We start from the raw sequence: 18,683 nt of genomic DNA, 5'->3' as shown, positions 1-18,683 counted from the left end.
GGGCGGCGATGGCGGGTCCGGCGATACCACCGGCGGTGGCGGCGACACCGGCAACGGTCAGAACGGTCTTACGCAGCAGATCGGTACGCATGGTGGTTGCCTTTCGATCGGGGGTCACGCGACGGCTCACGCCAAGGGGGGAGGCGCGGCGTCGTGCGGGGAGGAAAGGTAAGTCAAAGAGGGGCTCGGGTCCCGGCGATGGCTGCTCGGGTGGCCCGGGGGTGTAACGACCGGGCGGCTGGCGGCATTCCGCCTCGCGTGGCCTGCGGTTACTCGGGTGGATGGCCCGGGTGGTGTAGCGGCCGAATGCATGTCGGTGACATCGCGGGGTCCGGGCGGGCTGGAAGGCGCCATGTCGGCGACATGGAGCCCGAGCGGTACCCGGGGCGCGTGTCCCGGGTGGTGTAACGACCCGGGACGGGCGATGATTCCGCGGACCTGCCCCGAAGGGGTTCGGCCCGCCGCCCTGCGGGGCCGGGACTGCTGCTCGGGCGTCCGGGGTGTGTAACGCCCCCGGGGCCGGCGGCATTCCACCTCGCTCGTCGCCGGCCAGGGCATGGTGGTCGCTGCATGTCGCCGACATCGCGGGGTCCGGGCGGGCTGGAAGGCGCCATGTCGGCGACATGGGGTCAATGACCGTTCCGGGGGGGAGGCGGGGCAGGTCCGCGGAGGTGGGGCGATCATCCCGAGCCGGTGGGCGGTTACAGCCAGCCGGAGCGGCGGAACAGGCGGTGCAGGGTGACCGCGGCGGTGGCCATCACCAGCAGCGCGGCGGGGTAGCCGTAACGCCAGTTGAGTTCGGGCATGTTTGCGAAGTTCATCCCGTAGATCCCGGCGATCGCGGTCTGCGCCGCGGCGATGGCTGCCCAGGATGCGATCTTGCGCATGTCGTTGTTCTGCTCGACGGCGAGCTGTGCCAGCCGGGACTGCAGGATGGAGTTGAGTAGGTCGTCGTACGCGCCGACGCGGTCGACGGCCCGGGCGAGCTGCCCCTCGACCTCGACGAACCACGGGCGCAGCGCCGGGGGCGGGCCGTCGGGGCGCGGTTCGGTGAGCGTACGCAGTGGCGTCTGCAACGGCAGCACCGCCCGTTTGAACTCCACGATTTCCCGTTTGAGCTGGTAGATCTGCTGGACGTCGGCGGACCGGTCGCGGGCGAAGACCATTTCCTCCACGCGTTCCAGGTCCTGCTCGACGTGCCCGGCGACCTCGAGGTACAGATCGACCATCCGGGCGCACACCGCGTATGCGACGGCCCAGGGGCCTTCGGCGAGCACTGCCGGGCGGTCCTGGATGCCCTCGCGCACGGGGGTGAGCGCGCCGGCCGCGCCGTGCCGGACGGTGATGACGAACCGGTCGCCGAGGAACACCATCACGTCTCCGGTGTCGATCACCTCGGAGGTGCCGGTCAGTTCGGTGTGCTCGACGTAGCCGGCGGTGCGCAGCACCAGCAGTGTCACCGTGCCGTGCCGTTGCAGGGTGGGGCGGTGGCCGTCGGCGAGGGACTGGTTGACGCTGAATGCGTCCAGGTCGAAGGTCCGTCCGACTTCGGCCATCACCGCGGGCGACGGCTCGTGCAGGCCGAGCCAGACGAACGACCGTCGTCGGCGGCGGGTTTGGGCGTATGCGTCGGTGTAGTGCGGGCGTCCGGGTCGGCGCCGGCCGTCGACGTAGACGGCGCAGTCGACCACGGCGTCCGGGTTGGCGGGTCGGGCGGGCGCGGCGGCGTGAGCGGGGCGGGCCAGCGCGCGGCGCAGCAGGCCGGGCAGGCGTTCCCGCCACGGGGTGCGCGCGGGTTGCTGGGCCACTCGGTCACCTCCGCCTCGCCGGGCAACTGCCGGCAACCGTAGGCGATCTTTGCGAGGGGTGGTGAGCCGGGTGGGAACCGGTCGTGCGTATCCGGGGTGGTGTCAGGCGACGGCGGTGGCGAAGACGACGACGTTGTCGAGGTAGCCGCGCTCGCGTTCGTCGAAGTGGCCGCCGCAGGTGATCAGGCGCAGCCGGGGCACGGTGCCGGCGCCGTAGACGAGGTCGGCGGGGAAGGCCGTTTTCGGGTACGACCGGACGTCGTCCACGGCGAACGTCACCTCCGTCGCGTCGGCGCGTGCGACGCGGATCCGGTCGCCGGGTCGGAGTCGGCCGAGGTCGAAGAAGACCGCCGGGCCGGTGTCGCGGGAGTCGACGTGCCCGACGATGACCGCGTTGCCGGCTTCGCCGGGGCTGACGCCGAGCCGGTACCAGCCGGCGATGGTCGGCCGGTCCGGTGGGGGGACCTCGAGTTCGCCGGTGCTGGTGACGGCGACCGGCACGAGGTCGGCGCGTATGCCGATCGCCGGGATGGTGACGCGGGTGGGGTTCGCGTGGGGCAGGGGCGGTGCGGGTGTGGCCGGTCGGCCGGTCGCGGGGTCGGCCGCGGCCGGGGCCGGTGGTCGGGGCGGGCGCGGGGGCGGGCGGGTCGCTCCGACGGCGAGCAGGGCGAGCCCGGTCACGCCGGTCAGCGCGATCGCCGCCGCGGCGGTCCGGTGGCCTGGGAACACGGGCACACCTCCGGGGTGCGTGGCGAACGCCCGCGCCGGTGGTCGGCCGGCGCGGGCGTTCGGGTCAGGGATGTCGTGACGTGCGCCGGGTCAGGCGAGGGTGGATGCGTGGCGTCGGCGGCGTACCAGGGCCAGCGCGCCGGCTGCGGCGGCGCCGACGAGGGTGCCGCCGGCGGCGAGGAGGCCGGTGTTGTCGGCGTTGGCGCCCTCGCCGGCCGCGGCCCCGCCGATGGGGGTGACGGCGAAGGTGGCGCTGCCTGCGGAGGTCCCGTCGCCGCAGGTGGCGGTGACCGTGTAGGTGCCGATGGTGAATCCGGCGGTGAAGAGTTCGGCGCTCAGTCCGCCGCCGGCGGCGGCGGTGGTGGAGCGGACGTTCTGGTCGCGGTTCGGGCCGGTGACGTGGAAGATCGCGTCGCCCGACTTCGGGTTGCAGCTCGCGGTGAGCACCACGGTCCCGCCGACGGGTGTGGTGGCCGGGGAGACGGTGGTCTCCGCGAGCGCGGCGGCCGGGAGCAGGAGCGTGCCGAGACCTACGCCGAGCGTCGCCGATACGAGTACTGACTGTGCCTTCATACGCGTCTTCCCTCACTTCTGTCCGCTGATCGGGTGGGACGTCGTTCGGGTGGCCAACACCGCAACTAGCACCGGTGTGCCCAACACTAGGAGGGTTGGCCCCCGGATCCGGTGAAAATGAGAATTCTTCGTTGCCGTCACGTGTCCGCCCAAGCAGCGGAAGAGCTGCGGAAAGGGCCGGACCGGCGCCGCCCGTGACCGCCCGCGCCGGCCTGTCCCCGCCGTCCCGGCCCGGCCCGTCTGCCGGCGATTCGCCCCACCGGCCGGACCTGCGGGGTACGCCCGGGTGGCCCGACCCCCGTCCGTCGGCGTTACGCCCGTGGCAGAGCGGGCCGTCCCGGGCGCCCGCGTCGGCCCAGGATGGGGGGACAGTTCCGCCCCGGGCGGCCGGAACCGAGGGCAGGCCAGGATGGGGGGACAGCTCCGGCTGGGGCGGCTCGCCGGCGAGGTGACCGACGGCTGCGGCGTCGGGTTGGTCCGGGGCCTGCCCGTCGAGGGGCTGTCGGAGCACCGGTGCGAGCTGCTGGCCGTCGGGGTGGCCAGCCACGTGGGCCGGCTCGTGCCGCAGGGCGCGGACCGGGCGGCCCTGCGGCACGTACGCGATCGGGGTGCCGACCCCGCCCACCCCACCACCCGCAGCTACGAGCACAGTCGGCGCCTCGGCTTCCACGCCGACCCGACCGACGTCGTCGCCCTGCTCTGCGTGCGGCCCGCCCGCTCCGGGGGGCTCAGCACCGTGGTCAGCTTGGTCGCGGTGCACAACGAGATCGTGCGCACCCGTCCCGACCTGGCCCGGGTGCTGTACGAGCCGTGGTGGCACGACCGGCGTACCGGCGACGGGCCGGACAGCCTCGCCCAGTGGCCGGTGTACGCCCGCGACGGCGGCCGGCTGGTCGCCCGGTACGGGCCGGACTACATCCTTTCCGCCCAGCGTGGTGCCCACGTGCCCCCGCTGAGCACGGCGCAGCGGGAGGCGATGGGAGTCCTGGACCGACTGCACGAGGACCGCCGCTTCCTGCTGGGCATGGACCTGCGCGCCGGGGACATGCAGTTGCTCAACAACCACGTCGTGGTGCACGCCCGCACCGCTTACTCCGACCACCCGGAGCCCGAGCGTCGCCGCGACCTGATCCGGCTGTGGCTGGCCACGGGGCGGGAGGGGCCGACGACGGGCTGACCCTGGCCGGGGTCACTCGCCGGTGCGGCCGTCGATCAGCTCGCGGACGACGTCCAGGTGGCCGGCGTGGCGCGCGTACTCCTGTAGGACGTGGCACAGGATCGCGACCAGCGTCGGCCGGTTGGCCTGGTCGGTGAACCGGCCGCCCAGCGCAGCCGGTGCGTCCAGCGTCGACGACTCGACGACGCCCCTGGTCCGTTCGCCGCCGCGGCGCAACGCCGCGACCAGGTCGGCGACGGTTTCGCCCTGGTCGATGTGCCAGTGGCCGTCCTCGTGGTCGCCCCACGGGTCCGGCACCGGCTCGCCGAGGAACCCCCACACCAGCCAGCGGCGTTCCATGAACGTCAGGTGCTTGACCAGCTCGACCGGCGTCCAGCCGGAGGGTACCCGGACCGACCGCGCCTGCGCGTCGGTCAACCCGGCGAGCCGGTCGGCCACGGTCTCCCGGTAGTAGTCGAGGTAGGTGAGGAACAGGGCGGGCACGTCCGACGACGGACCCGGATCCGGCAGTGCGACGCTCATGGCCGGCAGTATGCCCGCCTGGCGTCCTGCCCGCCGGGCTCGGCCGGCGGTCCGCGTCCGACCCCAACCGGGCTCGCGGGGGCACCCGGCCGGACCAGCTGCGCGGGCAGGTGGAGGAGAACCTGCGCCAGCTCGGCCGTGACCACCTCGACCTGGTCAACCTGCGCCAGCACGGCCTGGACTCGGTCGCCGAGCACGTCGGCGCGCTCGCCGAGCTGCGCGACGCCGGCCTGATCCGGCACCTGGGCATCTCCAACGTCCGGCCGCACCACCTGGCGCAGGCGCAGGCCGTCGCCCCCGTGGTGTGCGTGCAGAACGCGTACGGCCTGGGCTACCGGGCCCGGCACGACGAGTTCGTCCGGGCGTGCGCGGCGCAGGGCGTGGCGTACGTGCCGTTCTTCGCCATCGCCACCGCGGGCCGGGAGGCGGGCGCGGTCGGCGAGGAGGACCCGGAGGTGCGCGCGGTCGCCGCCGCGCACGGCGTGTCCACCGCGCAGGTGCGCCTCGCCTGGACGCTGCACCGCGGCCCGAACGTGCTGGCCATCCCGGGCACGGGCAACCCGGAGCACCTGGTCGCGAACGTGGCCGCCGGGGCGCTGCGGCTCACCCCGGACGACCTGGCCCGGGCTGGAGGCGGTCCACCAGCGCGGGCAGTGAGCCGCCGCCGGCGGCGCGCCCGGCCCGTCACCGGGCCCGTTCGACGGGGTCGGCCACCCAGCCGGCGACGAGCACCAGCCCCGTGGGCCGGTGCACGGCGAGGAAGCCGAACGGCCGGTGGACGTTCAGCCGCACCACCCGCTTGCGGGTGGTGGCCCGGGGCGGCGCCGCGCCGACCCAAAAGCCCAGCGCGGTGACCGCGGCGGCCTGGAAGCCCTGCGCGCTGAACGTCGCCGTGACGCTCTGCCGCGCCTGCGAGACCACCAGCCGGTGGGCGATGTCGGGGAAGTGGTCGCCGGCCGGGTCGGTGGCCGCGGCCAGGCCGAACAGGGCGGGCCGCTCCAGCAGGTCGTGCCGGGCGGTGGCGGTGAACGCGACGGTCGAGACGATCAGCTCCGGCCGGTCGTCCGACGCGGCCATGACCTGCTCGGTCACGCCCGGCCCGGCGTCCACCGGGAGGGCGGGGGCGCCGGCCAGTGCGCGGATCGCGCCGGGCAGCACGGCGGCTGCCCCGTGCCCGGGCTGGCCGAGGGCGAGGACCACGTCGACGTCGTCGCAGCCGGAGACGGTCAGCAGCGTCATCGGGCCGTCGCCGGCGTCGACCACCCGCAGCGTCTCCAGGTCGAAGGTGGTGCGGGACAGCCGGGCGAGGTCGCGGCCCCGCCACGGGCCGGTCGTCGGCCGGTGCCACGACTCGTCGAAGGGCTGCGCCCACGTGGTCAGCACGGCCAGCGCGCCGGCCAGCACCATGACCGTGTCCGGGGTGACCTGGACGGGCATCTGCCGGATCATCCCGTCGGTCCGGGCCCGTACCCACCCGTCGAGCGCCGGGTGGTCCACCGAGGGCTGCCCGGTCAGCTCTCCGCGTATCGGCGCCGGCACCTCCTGCCGCCACCGCTGCGACAGCTCCAACTCCCGCCGGACCCAGCAGGCCAGGGCGAGTCGGACGGCCGGTGAGGCGTCCAGGCCGTACCGGGCCGCCTCGGGGGCGACCGCCAGCAGTTCGGCGCGGGCCGGCCCGGCCGCGTACGGGGCGAGCAGCGCCAGTAGCGGGTACACGCTGGCGCCGGCGAACACCGTCTGCCCGTCGTCCACGGTGGACGCCCATCGGGCGGTCAGGGCGTTGGTGGCGGCGACGCTCATGCGGACTTCCTCCGGGAGTCGGATGCGACGGCCGGGCGCCCCGTCGGCGGCACGGCGTCGAGGATGCCACAGCCGCCCACGACGGCGGGGACCCCGCCGTGGTGGAGCCGGGCGACCCCGCCCGGTGCCGTGCCCCGGCGCGCCGTGTGGCAGCGTGGCGGGGTGGACGCCGCCGTACCCGTCGACGTGGACCTCGCCCTCGTGGGCGGGGGCGGCGCGGCGTCCCTCGTGCTGGCCGCCCTGCACCGGCGCGGCGTGCGGGGCGTACGGGTCGCCGTGCTCGACCCGGTGCGCAGGCGCGGCCAGGACCGCACCTGGGCGTTCTGGGGCCGGCCGGGCGGCGACCTGGAGCCGGTGCTCAGCGCCAGCTGGCGGCGGGTTGAGGTGGCCACGCCCGCCCGCCGCCGCGTGCTCGACCTCGCCCCGCTGCGGTACGCGATGCTGCGCTCCGCCCCGGTGTACGAGCGGGCCGCCGAGGCCGAGCGGCGCCTCGGCGTGACCCGGATCGACGCCGAGGTCGGTGTCCTGGCCGACGACGGCTCCCGCGTGCTGGTCCGCGGCGTGGACGGGGCGCCCCTGGCCCGGGCGTCCTGGGTGCTCGACTCCCGCCCCCACCCACCGCGACGGCCCGGCCGTACGTCCTGGTTGCAGCACTTCCGGGGCTGGTGGGTGCAGGTCGACGCGGCGGCGTTCGACCCGGACCGGGCGGTGCTGATGGACTTCCGCACCCCGCAGCCGGAGCGGGGTGTGTCCTTCGGCTACGTCCTGCCGGTCGGCGACCGGTACGCCCTGGTCGAGTACACCGAGTTCTCCCCGGCGCCGCTGACCGACGAGGCGTACGACCGGGCGCTGCGCGACTACGCCGGCCGGCTCGGCCTGCGCCCCGACGCGCTGACGGTGCGGGAGGTGGAGCACGGGGTGATCCCGATGACCGACGCCCCGTTCACGCGTCGGCCCTCGCCGCGGGTGGTGCGCCTCGGCACGGCCGGCGGCGCCACCCGGCCCTCCACCGGCTTCACGTTCTCGGCGATGCTGCGGCAGGCCGAGCAGGTGGCCCGGGCGGTGGCCGCCGGCCGCCCGCCGGTGCCCGTGCCCGCGTACCCCCGCCGGCACCTGTGGATGGACGCGGTCGCGCTGCGGGCGCTGGACACCGGGCGGCTGCACGGCCCCGACTTCTTCGACCGGCTGTTCGACCGCAACCCGCCGGAGCGGGTGCTGCGCTTCCTCGACGGCGGTACCTCGCCGGGGGAGGACCTGGCGGTGATGCGGTCCAGCCCGCTGTTGCCCATGACCTCCGCCGTCCTCGGGGACGCGGCGGGACGGCTGCGCGGCCGGCTGCGCCGCCGCGCCTGACCGCCCACCTGTACGTCCCCGGCCCGGGTCCCGCCGACCGGGTGCGCGGTGGGCGCCCGGTAGGTTGCGGGCATGGTGGACGCGGCGGCCGGCGGGGTCGTGCAGATCTGGACCGACGGGGCGTGCAGCGGCAATCCCGGCCCGGGCGGGTGGGGTGTGGTGCTGCGCTACGGCTCGCACGAGCGGGAGCTGTGCGGCGGTGAGGCGACGCCGACCACGAACAACCGGATGGAGCTGATGGCCGCCATCCAGGCCCTGGAGGCGCTGACCCGGCCGGTCGCCGTCGAGCTGCACACCGACAGCACGTACGTGCGCAACGGCATCACCAGCTGGCTGGCCGGGTGGAAGCGCAACGGCTGGGTCACCGCCGCCCGGCAACCGGTCAAGAACGCCGACCTGTGGCAGCGGCTGGAGGCGGCCTGCGCCCGGCACACGGTGACGTGGCTGTGGGTGAAGGGGCACAACGGCCACCCGGAGAACGAGCGGGCGGACGCGCTGGCCAACCGCGGCATGACCGAGGCCCGCGCGGGCGCGCCCGCCGGCCCCGGCGGACACGCCCGGCGGCCCGCCGTCGTCCCGCGCCGGTGATCAAGAGAGTTGCGTCGCCAGCGGCGCGAGAGCTGACACGAACCTCTTGATCACCGAGGCGGGGGCCGGGCGGCCGGGAGCGGTCAGGGCTCGTTGGCCGGGGGCTCGTTGGCCGGGTCGGCGGTGCCGGAGACCGCGTCGACGTCGTACCCGGCGCGGCTGGTCTCCCGGGCCGACCGGCGGTTCTCGGCGGGCAGGTCGGCGAAGTCGTCCCCCGTGTCGTCGGTCGTGTGCAGTGACTCGCCCGGCGGACGCAGCGACGCCTCGTAGGCGGTCGCGCCGTCGGGTTCGTCGGTGCTGGCTCGGTCGAAGCGCCTCTCACTGGTCATGCCGCACTCCTGCCCGTCCGGGCGGCCGGCAAACGCCGGTGGGGCGGTTGCCCGCTTGCCCCGCCCTGCCTCGCCTCGCCCGCCCCGCTGCCCGGCGCGGCGGGCAGCGTCAGCGGCGGCGCCCCCGCGGCGCGCCCCGGCCGGCGTTGCCGGCCCGGCCGCCGCTTTCGGCCCGGCCGCCGCTCCCGGGCCGGCCGGACGCCGCCCGGGGCAGCGGGGTGATCGGCAGCGACCAGGTGGCCGGGCGGGTGAGCGCCGGCGGAAGCCCGGTCCGGTGGTCGCCGCGGGCCGCGTCGACCTGGGACTGGTGCAGGAACAGGGTGCGCCGCAGGTCCGCGCCGCGCAGGTCGGCCCCGCGCAGGTCCGCGCCGGTGACGTCGGCCAGCGTGAGGTCGACCCCGCGCAGGTCCGCCCCGAGCAGCACCGCGCCCCGCAGGTTCGCCCCGACCAGGTCGACCCGGCGCAGGTCGGCGGCGACCAGCACCGCGCCCCGCCGGTCGGCGCCGGCCCGGTCCGCTCGGGCCCGCTCGCCGGCGCGCGCCAGCAGCGGGTTCACCCGGTCCCGGTACGCGTCCACGTCGAGCGCGAGCAGCTCCTCCGGGCCACCGGCGGTGAGCCGGCGGGTCTCGGCCAGCGCGGCGTCCAACTCGTCGCGCAGCGGGCCGCGCGGCGTCAGCGTCACCGCCTCGGCGAGGTACCAGAGCAGCTCGTGCAGCGGGCGCATGACGGCGAACGTGTCGAACATCCGCGTCGCCGTCTGCGGGGCGGTCCGCCAGTCCCGCCCGCCGAAGGTGACCTGGGCGACCTGCTGGCCCGCCCCGAAGCAGTCGAAGACGGTGCACCCGGGAAAGCCCCTGGCCCGCAGGTCCCGGTGGATGCCGCAGCGGAAGTCGGCGCCCAGGTTGGGGCAGGGCCGCCCCGCCGGCTTGTCCAGCGCGAAGTCCGAGGACGCGGAGAACGCCGGCGCGACGCAGCACAGCCCGAAGCAGCGGGAGCAGTCGGCCCGCAGGTCGTCGCGCCGGGCGGGCGGGGATGTCTCGGGCACGCTGGCCGTTCTCCTGGGTTGGTCGGGGGAGGGACGCGCCCGGCAGCCCCGGGCCGCCCCCATTGTCCCGCCGGCACCGCGGAGCAGGGGCACGGGGTGACGAAGCCGTACCCGGCCCCCGCAGGCACGCGGGGCTCGTATGGTGGCCCTATCCAGTCAGGCGGGGGGCCGGGCGATGGACGACAGCGAGCGCGAGCAGGCACTGCTCACCGCCCTGACCACCGAGCACTTCGTGCTCCAGACCTCCCGTAGCGCGACTGTCACCGAATCGGTGGGCCGGGCCACCGTGTTCCTGTCCCTGCTGTCGGCCGCGCTGATCGGGCTGGGCTTCGTGACCACGAGCGGTCCGCTGCTCAAGCCGTATCTGGGGGCGGTGCTGCCGACCCTGGTGGTCACCGGGCTGCTCACGTTCGGCCGGCTGGTGCGGCGGTCGGCAGCCGTCCCGGCCGCACCCAGCTGCTGCTGACCACGGCGGCCATGGTCGGCGCGGTCAACGCGCTGCTGCGCCGGGCCGGCTACCGGCTCCTGCACTGATCGGGTTGGGCGTGACCCTGCTCGCCGCGCTGGCCGGCGCGGCCCCGTCGCTGGCCGTCGGCGTCGGCGTGGTGGCGACGCTGGCCGCGTTCGCCGCCGAGGTCGGGTACATCAACCGCGCCTCGGTCTCCATGCGTTGATTTCGGCGCGCCGGTCCGGGCCGCCCCGGGTGCCACCGCCGGCCGCGAGGTGTAGCCGTCCGCGTGGGGGGTAGCCGCGACGCATGGAGCTGGTCGAGGAGGCGCCGTACCGGTTCCGCATCGAGCGGCGGGACACGATGCGGGTGCCCGGGGTCGTCTTCGCCTCCCGTGCGCTGATCCCCGACGTGGGGGAGGACCGGTCCCTGGAGCAGGTGGCGAACGTCGCGACCCTGCCGGGCATCGTCGGCGCCTCGTACGCGATGCCGGACGTGCACTGGGGGTACGGCTTCCCGATCGGCGGTGTCGCCGCCACCGACGTCGACGCGGGCGGGGTCGTCTCCCCGGGCGGCGTGGGTTTTGACATCTCCTGCGGGGTGCGGCTGCTCACCGCCGATTTGCACCGCGACGACCTGCCGCGGATGCTCCAGGCCCTGATGGACGGCCTGGACGCCGCGATTCCCCGCGGCATGGGCCGGGGCTCGGTGTGGCACCTGGGCGACCGGGCCGAACTGGACGCGGTGCTGCGCGACGGATCGCGGTACGCCGTCGAGCGGGGACACGGCGTGCCCCGGGACCTGAACCGGTGCGAGGACTACGGCGCGGTCGGCGACGCCGACCCGGCGCAGGTCAGCGACCGGGCCGTGCAGCGCGGCCAGGGGCAGGTCGGCAGCCTCGGCTCCGGCAACCACTTCCTGGAGGTGCAGGCGGTCGACGAGGTCCACGACGAGCGGGTGGCGGCGGCGTTCGGGCTGCGCGCCGGCCAGGTCTGCGTGATGATCCACTGCGGGTCGCGGGGGCTGGGCCACCAGATCTGCACCGACTACGTACGGACCATGGAGCGCACGATGCCCCGCGACGGCATCGAGGTGCCCGACCGGCAGCTCGCCTGCGCCCCCGTCGACTCGCCGGAGGGGCGGGCGTACCTGGCGGCGATGGCCGCCGCCGCGAACTACGCCCGGGCCAACCGGCAACTGCTCACCGAGGCCGCCCGCCGGGTCTTCACCCGCGTCACCGGCGGCGGCCTCGACCTGGTGTACGACGTCTCGCACAACCTCGCCAAGATCGAGACGCACCGGGTGGACGGCGCCGAGAAGCGGCTCTGCGTGCACCGCAAGGGCGCCACCCGGGCGCTGCCGCCCGGGCACGCCGACCTGCCCGACGACCTGCGTCCCGCCGGCCAGCCGGCGCTCATCCCCGGCTCCATGGGCACCGCCTCGTACGTGCTCACGGGCGTCGCCGGCGCCCCGGCGTTCGCCTCGACGTGTCACGGCGCGGGCCGGGTACGCAGCCGCAAGCAGGCCAGCAGGACCGTCCGGGGGCAGGACCTGCGCCGGGAGTTGGAGAACCGGGGGATCGCGGTGCGCGGGGCGTCGTGGCGGGGGCTGGCCGAGGAGACGCCGGAGGCGTACAAGGACGTCACCGAGGTGGTCGGGGTGGCCGAGGGCGCCGGCCTGTGCCGCCGGGTGGCCCGGCTGGTGCCGCTGGGCGTGGTCAAGGGCTGACCCGCCCCGCGTCCTGCGTCCGCCCTGGCCCGTCCGCCGTCCGGGACCGACGCCGCGCCCCGGCAGGCGGGCTGTCAGACGTCCAGGGTCACCGCGCAGGACCAGCCGTGCTCGTCCGGGCCGAAGCGCAGCTCGTGCAGGGACACCGCCTTCGGCACCGCGCCGACCGGCTGCACCGCGTCGGTGTCCACGACCCGCCAGCGCACCCGCAGGCCCCCGTCGGGGCGGACGGTCACGTCCGTTGCGACCGGCAGCGTCCCCTCGGTCTCCAGTCGGAAGATCACCTCGTCGAGGACGCCCACCAGCAGGTCCGCGTCGTCGCCGGCCGGGACGTCGACCGTCGCCTCGGTGCCCGGCCCCGCGCCCGAGACGTCGACGAACGTCTCCACCGCCGCCCGCACCGCCTCCGCCAGGCAGCCCTCGCGGTCCGGCGCCCACGCCTCGACCCGCACGTCGGCGGTGTGCGGCACGGCCCGGTGGCCTCGCTTCGGTCCTCGCCCCATGCCGTTACCTAATGGGTGCTCTGGTGAGCTCACGGTTGGTAGTCCCGCCTTGCGGTGGGACGGTCCCGGTCTGATCGGCGGGTGCCGTGCCGGGTTCACGTTTCACAGCCGCCTGCCCGCGTTGGCGGGTCTTCTGGTCGGCTCCACGTGCTGCCACCGGGCCACTCCCGGCGGTGTCGAACTGGGCCGCCAGGGCGGCCAGGTTGAGCGAGGCGTTATGGTCGCGGTCTGTGACCAGGCCGCACGCCTCGCAGTGGTAGGTGCGCTCGGACAGGGCCAGCTTGGTTTTCACCGTGCCGCAGCCCGAGCAGGTTTTCGACGACGGATACCAGCGGTCGGCCACGATCAGCCGGCCGCCGCTCCACTGGGTTTTGTACGCGAGTTGCCGGCGGAGTTCGGCGAATCCGGCGTCGGCGATGTGCCTGGCGAGTCGCCGGTTGGCGAGCATGCCGGTGACGTTGAGGTCTTCGATCACGATCGTGGCGTGCTCGTGGGCCAGCCGGGTGGTGAGCTTGTGCAGCCCGTCGCGGCGCAGGTTGGCGACCCGGGCGTGGGCGCGGCCGAGCCTGTCCGCGGCGCGCTGCCAGCGGTGGGAGGGGCGGCGGCCGGTTCTGCCGTCCGGGCCGGTCTTGCGCGACAGCGCCCGGCCGAGGCGCCGCAGGCGCTGCTGGGCAGCGGTCAGGTGGCGCGGGTTGGGCACCGTTTCGCCGGTGGACAGCACGGCAAGGTACGTGATGCCGACGTCGACTCCGATCGTCGAGTCGGGCCGCGTCGGTCGGCGTTCGGCTCGCTCGACGGCGACAGTGAACGCGACGTGCCACCGCCCGCCGTCACGCCGGACGGTCGCGGACATGATCCGGGCGGTGCCGTTGTCGAGGCGGCGGGCCAGCTTGCGGGCCGACTCGTGCAGCTTCAACCGTCCCAACCGCGGCAGCACCACATGCGTGCGGTCCGGCTCGACGCGGATCGCTCCGGTGGTGAACCGCACGCTGGGCGTCGTGCGCCGGCGGGACTTGAACCGAGGGAACCCGACCGGCCGGCCGGCCCGCTTACCCGTCCGGGAGTCCGACCAGTTCTTCAACCCGCGAGCCAGCGCGTCGAGGCCGGTGTTGAACGCCTCCTTCGAGCACCCGGCCCACCACGGCGCAACGTCCTGCTTGACGGCGTTCCACGCCTTGCGTAGCGCGGGCAGCGACCACGAGACAGCCGGGGTGAGCTGGCCATCCGGAACACCGTAGCTGCGTTCGGCGGCCCTCTGGGCCATGACGGCTGCGACCCGGGCGAGCGCCCAGTTGTACGCGACCCGGGCGGCGCCGGCGTGCGCGAGTACGTCGCGTTCCTGGCCGGGGGTCAGGTCGAGGGCGAACCGGTAAGCCTGGATCGTCCTCACGTCGGGTCCTCGATGGCAGCTTCGACGGCGCGGCGGGCGCGGTTCGCGGCGGCGCGGCGGCCGTACAGGCGCACGCACAGCGAGGTCAGGACCTCGGTCACGTCGCGCACGAGGTCGTCGTCCACCCCGGCCGGGTCGACCACGAGCAGGCGGCGGCCCTGCGCGGCGAGAGCAGCGTCGACGTACTCGGCTCCGAACCGGGCGAACCGGTCGCGGTGCTCGACCACGATCGTGGCCACGGCCGGGTCGCGCAGCAGCGCGAGGAACTTCTTGCGGTGCCCGTCGAACGCCGAGCCGACCTCGGTCACCACCCGGTCGACGGCCAGGCGCTGCCCGGTCGCCCACATCGTGACCCGAGCGACCTGCCGGTCCAGGTCCGCCTGCTGGTCGGCCGACGACACCCGGGCGTACACCACGACCTGCCCCGCATCCGGGGCCGCGCGGGTCAGCGGTTCACCGACCATGATCAGCCGGCCGAGCCGATACGTCGGAACGGGCAGCATCCCGGCCGCGTACTGCCGCCGCGCGGTCACATACGAGACACCGGTCGCCGCCGCCCACTCCTTCAAGTTCACGCCGACAACCATAAGATCCTAAATGACGCTAAAGGCCAATCAACACGCCAGCAGTTGTTAACCCCGATCATCCCGCCGCCCGGGGCCGGCCCGCCGGGCCCGAGCGGCCGCGCGTCCGGGGATGCCGCGCCGCGGGCCGGGGCGCCGACGGAGATAGGGTCTGGGGCGCACCCTGCGACGGGAGACGCGCCATGGCCCACGACCACGTCGACGTGCTCATCGTCGGCGCCGGCCTGTCCGGTGTCGGCGCCGCCTGCCACCTGCGCCGCACCTGCCCCGACAAGACGTACACGGTGCTGGAGGCGCGCGGCGCGATCGGCGGCACCTGGGACCTGTTCCGCTACCCCGGCGTCCGGTCCGACTCGGACATGTTCACCCTCGGCTACTCGTTCAAGCCGTGGACCGACCCGAAGGCCATCGCCGACGGCGACTCGATCCGCGACTACGTCCGGCGGACCGCCCGCGAGTACGGGGTGACCGGGCACATCCGCTTCCACCACCGGGTGCTGCGCGCCGAGTGGGACAGCGGCACCGCCCGCTGGACGGTGCGCGCCCGCCGCGACGACACCGGCGAGGACGTCGCCCTCACCTGCGGGTTCCTGTTCGTCTGCGCCGGCTACTACCGCTACGACGCCGGCTACACCCCGGACCTGCCGGGCGTCGACGCGTACGAGGGGCGGCTGGTGCACCCGCAGCACTGGCCCGCCGACCTGGACCACACCGGCAGGCGCGTGGTGGTGATCGGCAGCGGCGCGACGGCGGTGACCCTGGTGCCGGCGCTGGCCGAACGCGCCGCCCACGTCACGATGCTCCAGCGCTCGCCGACGTACGTGATCGCGCTGTCCTCCCGCGACGGCCTCGCCGACGCGCTGCGGCGCCGGCTGCCGGCGAGGGTCGCGTATCCGCTGGTGCGCTGGAAGAACGTGCTGCTCGGCGTGGCGAACTTCCAGCTCAGCCGCCGCGCCCCGAGGCTGGTGCGGCGGTTCCTGCTGCGCGCCGCCGCCGGCAGGCTCCCGGCCGGGTACGACGTGCAGCGGCACTTCTCGCCCCGCTACGACCCCTGGGACCAGCGGCTGTGCGTGGTGCCCGACGGGGACCTGTTCACCGCCGTCGGGCAGGGCCGCGCCGACGTGGTGACCGACCGGATCGACACGTTCACCCCGACCGGCCTGCGGCTCGCCTCCGGCGCCGAACTGACCGCCGACGTGGTGGTCACCGCCACCGGGCTCAACCTGCTGGCGCTCGGCGGCATGACCGTCACCGTCGACGGCGCCGAGGTCGACCTCGCCCAGACGGTCGCGTACAAGGGGATGATGCTCTCCGGCGTGCCGAACCTGGCCATGACCATCGGCTACACCAACGCCTCCTGGACGCTGAAGGCCGACCTGGTCGCCGCGTACGTGTGCCGGCTGCTGCGGCACCTGGACGTCACCGGCCAGCAGGTCGTCACCCCGCTCGCCCCCGCCTCCGGACAGCGGGCGCCGCTGATCGACCTGAAGTCCGGCTACGTGCGGCGCAGCGTCGACGCGCTGCCGAAGCAGGGCGCGTCCGCGCCGTGGCGGCTGTACCAGAACTATCCCCGCGACGTGCTGCTGATGCGTCACGGCCGGCTGACCGACGCCGGGGTGCGTTTCTCCCGCGCCGGCGCGCCGCCCGCCCCGGACCGCCCGAACCCCGCCCGGCCCGCCGACACCGCCGTCGGCTGACCGGGCCAGCAGAGGAGACGACGTGCGTACGTTCGACTTCGCGGCCGGCACGGCCGTGGTCACCGGGGCGGCCAGCGGCATCGGCGAGGCGCTCGCCCACGGGCTGGCCCGTCGCGGCAGCGACCTGGTCCTGCTCGACCGGGACGGTGACCGGCTCACCGCCGTGGCGGCCGCGATCCGGGCTGCCCACCCGGACCGGGAGGTCGCCACCTACCTGGTCGACCTCGCCGACGCCGCGGCGACGGCCCGGGTGGCCGAGGAGGTCCGTCGGCGCCATCCGCGCCTGCGGCTGCTGGTCAACAACGCCGGCGTCGCCCTCGGCGGCCGGTTCGACGAGGTCACCCTGGACGAGTTCGGCTGGGTGGTCGACGTCAACTTCCGGGCCGTGGTGCAGCTGACCCACGCGCTGCTGCCGGCGCTGAAGGCCGAACCCGGCGCGCACCTGGTCACCGTCTCCAGCCTCTTCGGGCTCATCGCCCCCGCCGGGCAGGTCGCGTACGCGGCGAGCAAGTTCGCCGTCCGGGGCTTCACCGAGGCGCTGCGCCACGAGCTGGTCGACGACGGCGTCGGGGTGACCTGCGTGCATCCGGGCGGCGTCCGGACCCGGATCGCGAGCAGCGCCCGCGTCGGCAGCGGCGTCTCGGTCGAGGAGTACGAGGCCGCCCGCCGGCGGTTTGAGAAGCTGCTCACCATCGATCCGGCGCGGGCCGCCGAGGTCATCCTGCGCGGGGTTCGGCGCCGCCGCGGCCGGGTGCTGATCGGTTGGTCGGCGAAGCTGCCCGACCTGCTGGCCCGGTTCGCCCCGGCCTCGTACGGTCGGGTCCTGGCGCTCGTCACGCGCCGCGTCGCCGCCACCGGCGTCGCCACCGCGCCGGCGCCGCACCGGCCGGCGGAACCGGCTGCGGCGGACGGCTCATGAGGACGGTCAGGGCGGGCTGTCGCCGCGCTTCTCCTCCTGGGCCAGCACCGCCTCCCGCAGGTGCGGGTCGTCGCGTTCGGCCAGCTCGGCGGCGAGCCGGGGGTCGGCGGCGAGCCGGTCCCGGTTGCGGTGCAGGAAGGCGTCGAAACCCTTGGTGTACGGGCAGGCGAGGTCACCCAGGGTCGTCTCCGGCTGGTATCGGCAGTCGGCGCAGTAGTCGCTGAGCTCGTCGACGTACCGGCCGTCCACGGCGTACGGGCGGCTGTCGACCCGGTCCGGGTCGGCGTACTGGCTCATGCCGATCACGGTCGCGTTCATCACCCAGTCGGCGCCGTCGACGAAGCACCGCCGGAACCAGTCCGCCAGCTCCGCCGGTCGCCATCCGCGTTGCAACGCGTAGTTGCCCAGCACCAGCAGCCGCTGCGCGTGGTGCGCCCACGCCCGGTCGCGTACCCCGGCCAGCACGTCGGCCAGGCAGCGCGCCTCGACGGCGTCGGCGTCCAGCGTGGCGAACCAGTCCGGCAGCGGCTCGGTGGCGGCCAACCGGTTCGCGTCCTGCAGGCGCGGCTCGAGGTGCCAGTACAACTGCCAGAGGAACTCCCGCCAGCCGAGCAGCCCGCGTACGAACGGCTCCACGGCCGACAGCGACGCGTCCCCGGCGCGCCAGGCCGCCTCGGCCGCCCGGATCGCCTCCGCCGGGTCGAGCAGCCCCAGGTTGAACGACGACGACAGCACGCTGTGCGCCAGCAGCGGGTCGTCGGCGCTCATCACCTCCTGGTACCGGCCGAAGTCGGGCAGCCGGTGCCGGACGAAGTGCCGCAGCCGGGCGTCGGCCTCGGCGTGCGTGGCCGGGTACCGGCGGGGGCCGTCGCGTCCGACGAACCGGACGCCCTCCTTCTCCCACCGGTTCAGATCCGCGCGGACCTCGGCGTCGATCGCGTCCTCCACGATGGGCGGCGGATCCGGGGCGACCGTTCCGGCGGAGGCGCGCGACCGGCGCGGGACGCGGCCCGGCGGTCCCTCCAGCACGCGGTGCTCGTGGCGCGCCCAGCGGTAGAAGTCGGCCATCCGCAGCGGCCCCCGGCGCTGCGCGCCCGCCCATGTGGTGAAGTCGTCCCGGTCGGTGAGGAAGCCGCGCGGGGGCAGGATCGTCAGCCCGGGCACCGATCGGGCGAACGCCAACCCGGCGCGGGACGGCGGGTGGCACACCTCCAGCGGCTCCCCGACCCGCGTCAGGGCCTCCCGGAACGTCCCGGCGCGCATTAGCGTCGCCCGGTCGCCCAACTCCGCCGCCCGGTGCCGCAGCGCGGACAGGATCAGGTGGGCCTTCTGACGGTGCATCGGGCGCTGCCGGAACAGTTCCCGTGCCTCCACCAGCAGGACCGGTTGCGCCGGATCGTCGAGGAAGTGCGGCCCGAGTTGATCGGCGAGCAGCCACCGGCGGGAAAAAGACATGCGTCGATTCTGCCGAGTCCGCTCGGGTACCGCCC

General features: G+C 75.1%; 19 protein-coding genes. 9 read left to right on the top strand and 10 right to left on the bottom strand.

Translation table 11 applies throughout. The features are described 5' to 3' along the window. Nucleotides 1–701 precede the first annotated feature (701 nt). The 3 genes from ACGFIZ_RS25890 to ACGFIZ_RS25880 all read right to left on the bottom strand — a co-directional run bounded on the left by ACGFIZ_RS25890 (nucleotide 702) and on the right by ACGFIZ_RS25880 (nucleotide 3,110). Entirely contained in the window at nucleotides 702–1,808 is a 1,107-nt protein-coding gene (locus ACGFIZ_RS25890; protein ID WP_393423300.1) for a magnesium and cobalt transport protein CorA, read from the bottom strand. A 102-nt stretch (nucleotides 1,809–1,910) separates the two neighbouring features. After that, the gene (locus ACGFIZ_RS25885; RefSeq protein ID WP_393423299.1) at nucleotides 1,911–2,537 is read right to left on the bottom strand and encodes a class F sortase; all 627 of its coding nucleotides are present in this window, start codon (nucleotides 2,535–2,537) and stop codon (nucleotides 1,911–1,913) included. Nucleotides 2,538–2,627: 90 nt separating this feature from the next. After that, nucleotides 2,628–3,110: an NPXTG-anchored protein gene (locus ACGFIZ_RS25880; RefSeq protein ID WP_393423297.1), complete on the bottom strand. Its 483-nt coding sequence runs from the start codon at nucleotides 3,108–3,110 to the stop codon at nucleotides 2,628–2,630. Nucleotides 3,111–3,519: 409 nt separating this feature from the next. Here ACGFIZ_RS25880 and ACGFIZ_RS25875 point away from each other — a divergent pair, with 409 nt between their 5' ends. Next, nucleotides 3,520–4,287: a TauD/TfdA family dioxygenase gene (locus ACGFIZ_RS25875; RefSeq protein WP_393423295.1), complete on the top strand. Its 768-nt coding sequence runs from the start codon at nucleotides 3,520–3,522 to the stop codon at nucleotides 4,285–4,287. Between the two features lie 12 nt (nucleotides 4,288–4,299). Here ACGFIZ_RS25875 and ACGFIZ_RS25870 read toward each other — a convergent pair whose 3' ends face one another. Further along, nucleotides 4,300–4,809 (bottom strand): DinB family protein, encoded by a 510-nt coding sequence (locus ACGFIZ_RS25870; protein WP_393423293.1) that lies wholly within the window; start codon nucleotides 4,807–4,809, stop codon nucleotides 4,300–4,302. On the opposite strand from ACGFIZ_RS25870, the gene ACGFIZ_RS25865 reads away from it, so the two are divergent. The 3 genes from ACGFIZ_RS25865 to rnhA all read left to right on the top strand — a co-directional run bounded on the left by ACGFIZ_RS25865 (nucleotide 4,797) and on the right by rnhA (nucleotide 8,550). Next, nucleotides 4,797–5,663 carry an aldo/keto reductase gene (locus ACGFIZ_RS25865; RefSeq protein ID WP_393423291.1) on the top strand — a complete coding sequence of 289 codons (867 nt, stop codon included), beginning with the start codon at nucleotides 4,797–4,799 and terminating at the stop codon, nucleotides 5,661–5,663. The genes ACGFIZ_RS25870 and ACGFIZ_RS25865 overlap by 13 nt on opposite strands. A gap of 1,090 nt (nucleotides 5,664–6,753) precedes the next feature. Then, the gene (locus ACGFIZ_RS25860; protein ID WP_393423313.1) at nucleotides 6,754–7,962 is read left to right on the top strand and encodes a lycopene cyclase family protein; all 1,209 of its coding nucleotides are present in this window, start codon (nucleotides 6,754–6,756) and stop codon (nucleotides 7,960–7,962) included. Between the two features lie 72 nt (nucleotides 7,963–8,034). Beyond that, nucleotides 8,035–8,550, top strand: a complete 516-nt coding sequence (rnhA, locus tag ACGFIZ_RS25855) for a ribonuclease HI (protein ID WP_393423289.1) — start codon at nucleotides 8,035–8,037, stop codon at nucleotides 8,548–8,550. Nucleotides 8,551–8,633: 83 nt separating this feature from the next. Here the strand turns inward: rnhA and ACGFIZ_RS25850 are convergent, their stop codons facing one another. Both ACGFIZ_RS25850 and ACGFIZ_RS25845 read right to left on the bottom strand, forming a co-directional pair. Next, the gene (locus tag ACGFIZ_RS25850; RefSeq protein ID WP_347669445.1) at nucleotides 8,634–8,879 is read right to left on the bottom strand and encodes a hypothetical protein; all 246 of its coding nucleotides are present in this window, start codon (nucleotides 8,877–8,879) and stop codon (nucleotides 8,634–8,636) included. Nucleotides 8,880–8,988: 109 nt separating this feature from the next. After that, a complete protein-coding gene (locus tag ACGFIZ_RS25845; protein WP_393423287.1) occupies nucleotides 8,989–9,924 on the bottom strand; it encodes a pentapeptide repeat-containing protein in 936 nt (311 codons plus the stop codon). Between the two features lie 175 nt (nucleotides 9,925–10,099). Here ACGFIZ_RS25845 and ACGFIZ_RS25840 point away from each other — a divergent pair, with 175 nt between their 5' ends. The 3 genes from ACGFIZ_RS25840 to ACGFIZ_RS25830 all read left to right on the top strand — a co-directional run bounded on the left by ACGFIZ_RS25840 (nucleotide 10,100) and on the right by ACGFIZ_RS25830 (nucleotide 12,100). Continuing rightward, nucleotides 10,100–10,390 carry a hypothetical protein gene (locus ACGFIZ_RS25840; RefSeq protein WP_393423285.1) on the top strand — a complete coding sequence of 97 codons (291 nt, stop codon included), beginning with the start codon at nucleotides 10,100–10,102 and terminating at the stop codon, nucleotides 10,388–10,390. A 73-nt stretch (nucleotides 10,391–10,463) separates the two neighbouring features. Beyond that, nucleotides 10,464–10,598, top strand: coding sequence for a hypothetical protein (locus ACGFIZ_RS25835; RefSeq protein WP_393423284.1), 135 nt, complete (start codon nucleotides 10,464–10,466; stop codon nucleotides 10,596–10,598). 83 nt (nucleotides 10,599–10,681) lie between these two features. Further along, on the top strand, nucleotides 10,682–12,100 hold the full coding sequence (locus tag ACGFIZ_RS25830) for an RtcB family protein (protein ID WP_393423282.1): 1,419 nt from the start codon (nucleotides 10,682–10,684) through the stop codon (nucleotides 12,098–12,100). Nucleotides 12,101–12,174: 74 nt separating this feature from the next. Here ACGFIZ_RS25830 and ACGFIZ_RS25825 read toward each other — a convergent pair whose 3' ends face one another. Genes ACGFIZ_RS25825 through ACGFIZ_RS25815 form a run of 3 tightly spaced genes read right to left on the bottom strand, consistent with a single transcriptional unit; the run spans nucleotide 12,175 to nucleotide 14,568 of the window. Then, nucleotides 12,175–12,603, bottom strand: coding sequence for an archease (locus tag ACGFIZ_RS25825; protein ID WP_393423280.1), 429 nt, complete (start codon nucleotides 12,601–12,603; stop codon nucleotides 12,175–12,177). Nucleotides 12,604–12,607: 4 nt separating this feature from the next. After that, nucleotides 12,608–13,993, bottom strand: a complete 1,386-nt coding sequence (gene tnpB, locus ACGFIZ_RS25820; RefSeq protein ID WP_393423278.1) for an IS607 family element RNA-guided endonuclease TnpB — start codon at nucleotides 13,991–13,993, stop codon at nucleotides 12,608–12,610. Next, on the bottom strand, nucleotides 13,990–14,568 hold the full coding sequence (locus tag ACGFIZ_RS25815) for an IS607 family transposase (protein WP_393423276.1): 579 nt from the start codon (nucleotides 14,566–14,568) through the stop codon (nucleotides 13,990–13,992). The genes tnpB and ACGFIZ_RS25815 overlap by 4 nt, the downstream gene beginning before the upstream one ends. Before the next feature lie 191 nt (nucleotides 14,569–14,759). On the opposite strand from ACGFIZ_RS25815, the gene ACGFIZ_RS25810 reads away from it, so the two are divergent. Both ACGFIZ_RS25810 and ACGFIZ_RS25805 read left to right on the top strand, forming a co-directional pair. Next, the gene (locus ACGFIZ_RS25810; RefSeq protein ID WP_393423274.1) at nucleotides 14,760–16,274 is read left to right on the top strand and encodes a flavin-containing monooxygenase; all 1,515 of its coding nucleotides are present in this window, start codon (nucleotides 14,760–14,762) and stop codon (nucleotides 16,272–16,274) included. A 22-nt stretch (nucleotides 16,275–16,296) separates the two neighbouring features. Beyond that, nucleotides 16,297–17,193 (top strand): SDR family NAD(P)-dependent oxidoreductase, encoded by an 897-nt coding sequence (locus ACGFIZ_RS25805; protein WP_393423272.1) that lies wholly within the window; start codon nucleotides 16,297–16,299, stop codon nucleotides 17,191–17,193. Between the two features lie 6 nt (nucleotides 17,194–17,199). On the opposite strand, the gene ACGFIZ_RS25800 is transcribed toward ACGFIZ_RS25805, so the two are convergent. Next, the gene (locus tag ACGFIZ_RS25800) at nucleotides 17,200–18,648 is read right to left on the bottom strand and encodes a cryptochrome/photolyase family protein (RefSeq protein ID WP_393423270.1); all 1,449 of its coding nucleotides are present in this window, start codon (nucleotides 18,646–18,648) and stop codon (nucleotides 17,200–17,202) included. Nucleotides 18,649–18,683: the final 35 nt, after the last annotated feature.

This window comes from Micromonospora sp. NPDC048830, from assembly GCF_043198215.1.
GTDB lineage: Bacteria > Actinomycetota > Actinomycetes > Mycobacteriales > Micromonosporaceae > Micromonospora.
Note: the sequence above shows the minus strand (reverse complement) of the source record. Positions and strands in the feature narration are given on the sequence as shown.